This is a genomic window from Actinomycetospora sp., from assembly GCF_055612215.1.
Genome location: NZ_JBVPVA010000478.1, coordinates 1 through 1,763, shown reverse-complemented (window position 1 = coordinate 1,763; position 1,763 = coordinate 1). Strand labels below are relative to the sequence as shown.

At 77.8% G+C, this 1,763-nt stretch carries 2 protein-coding genes; both read left to right on the top strand.

The window, feature by feature from the left end; all coding sequences use genetic code 11:
• Window positions 1-61: 61 nt before the first annotated feature.
• Window positions 62-919: a PHP domain-containing protein gene (locus tag AC0CYZ_RS13295; RefSeq protein ID WP_472216026.1), complete on the top strand. Its 858-nt coding sequence runs from the start codon at window positions 62-64 to the stop codon at window positions 917-919.
• A 10-nt stretch (window positions 920-929) separates the two neighbouring features.
• The coding region (locus tag AC0CYZ_RS13290; protein ID WP_472216024.1) for a RecB family exonuclease at window positions 930-1,763 on the top strand (834 nt) is incomplete at its 3' end.

Sequence of the window (1,763 nt, the reverse complement as noted above, 5' to 3'; positions counted from 1 at the left end):
GCGGCAGACCCCCAGCCGTCCGTGACACGAGGTCGTCGGTGACTCCGGGTACCCCGGGCCCGTGATCGACCTCCACGTGCACTCGAACGCGTCCGACGGCACCGACGACCCGGCCGACGTCGTCCGCCTCGCGGCGGCGGCCGGCGTCACGACGCTCGCGCTGACCGATCACGACACGACGGCGGGCTGGGACGCGGCGGCGCGCGCGGTGCCGGCGGGTCTCCGCCTCGTCCGCGGGGCGGAGTTCTCGACGACGGCCCCCGACGGCCGGGGCGGGGAGGTCAGCGCCCACCTCCTGGGCTACCTCTTCGACCCGGCCGACCCGGCGATCCTGGCCGACCAGGAGCGGCTGCGCGGCGAGCGCGGCCGGCGGATCGGGGTGATGACCGAGCGGCTGCGCGCCGACGGCTACGACGTCGACCCGGCGGCGATCGCGGACCGCACCGGGGCCCCGGTCGGTCGCCCGCACCTCGGGCGTGCGCTCGTCGAGATCGGTGCCGTGTCGTCGGTCTCGGAGGCGTTCGAGTCGTTCCTGGCCAAGGACGGGCCCTACTACGAGCCGAAGGCCGACACGCCGATCGCCGAGGCGATCGCCATGATCCGCGCGGCCGGCGGGGTCACGGTCTGGGCGCACCCGTGGGCGCGGCGGAAGGGCGCGGTCGTCGAGGAGTCGGTGATCGAGGCGATGGCCGGGCTCGGGCTCGCCGGGCTCGAGGTGGACCACCCCGACCACGCCCCGGAGGACCGCGAGCGGCTCCGGGCGCTGGCCGGCGACCTGCACCTGCTGACCACCGGGTCGAGCGACTACCACGGCGGCAACAAGGAGACCCCGATCGCGGCGGAGACGACGGCGCCCGGCCAGCTCGACGCCCTCGTCGCGCAGGCGACCGGTGCGGACGTCGTGACCGGCGGGCCATAGTCTGGAACCGATGGACGGGCAGCTCAGTCTCCAGGACATGCCCTCTCCACTGATCAAGGTCACCCCCGCCCGCCTGGCCACCTGGGACGACTGCCGGCGCCGCTACCGCATGACCTACCTCGACCGGCCGAGCCCGCCCCGCGGCGGCGCCTGGGCGCACGCGACCCTGGGCGCCGTGGTGCACAACGCCCTGCGGGCCCTCTTCGAGCTGCCCGTCGCCCGCCGCGGGGCCGACCGGGCCGCCGCCCTCGTGGAGCGCCACTGGTCCTCGGAGGGGTTCCGGGACGACGACCAGGCGGGCGCGTACCGGTCCCGGGCGCAGGACTGGGTGGCGCGCTACGCCGACGAGCACGGCGCCGCGGTCGGCGAGCCGCTCGGGGTGGAGCGCTGGGTGGCCGCGCCGGTCGGCGGGCTCGTCGCCGAGGGCCGCGTCGACCGGATCGACGCGGGCGTCGCCGAGGACGGGTCCCGCGAGGCCGTCGTCGTCGACTACAAGACCGGACGGTGGCTCCCGGACGCCGACGACGCCCGGTCCTCCCGCGCGCTCGCCCTCTACGCCCTGGCCACCGCGCGGACGCTGCGCCGGGCCTGCCGGCGGGTCGAGCTGCACCACCTCCCGACGGGGGCCGTCGCGAGCGCCGTCCACGACGACGCCTCGCTGGCCCGGCACCGCCGCCGCGCCGAGGAGTCCGCCGTGGAGATGGCGGCCGCGCAGGCGGAGCTGGCCGCCGGCGGGGACCCCGAGGCGCTCTTCCCGCCCACGCCGGGCCCGCGGTGCGCCCGCTGCGACATGCGCCGGCACTGCCCGGAGGGGCGCGCCGCCGCCCCGCCCCTCGACCCGTGG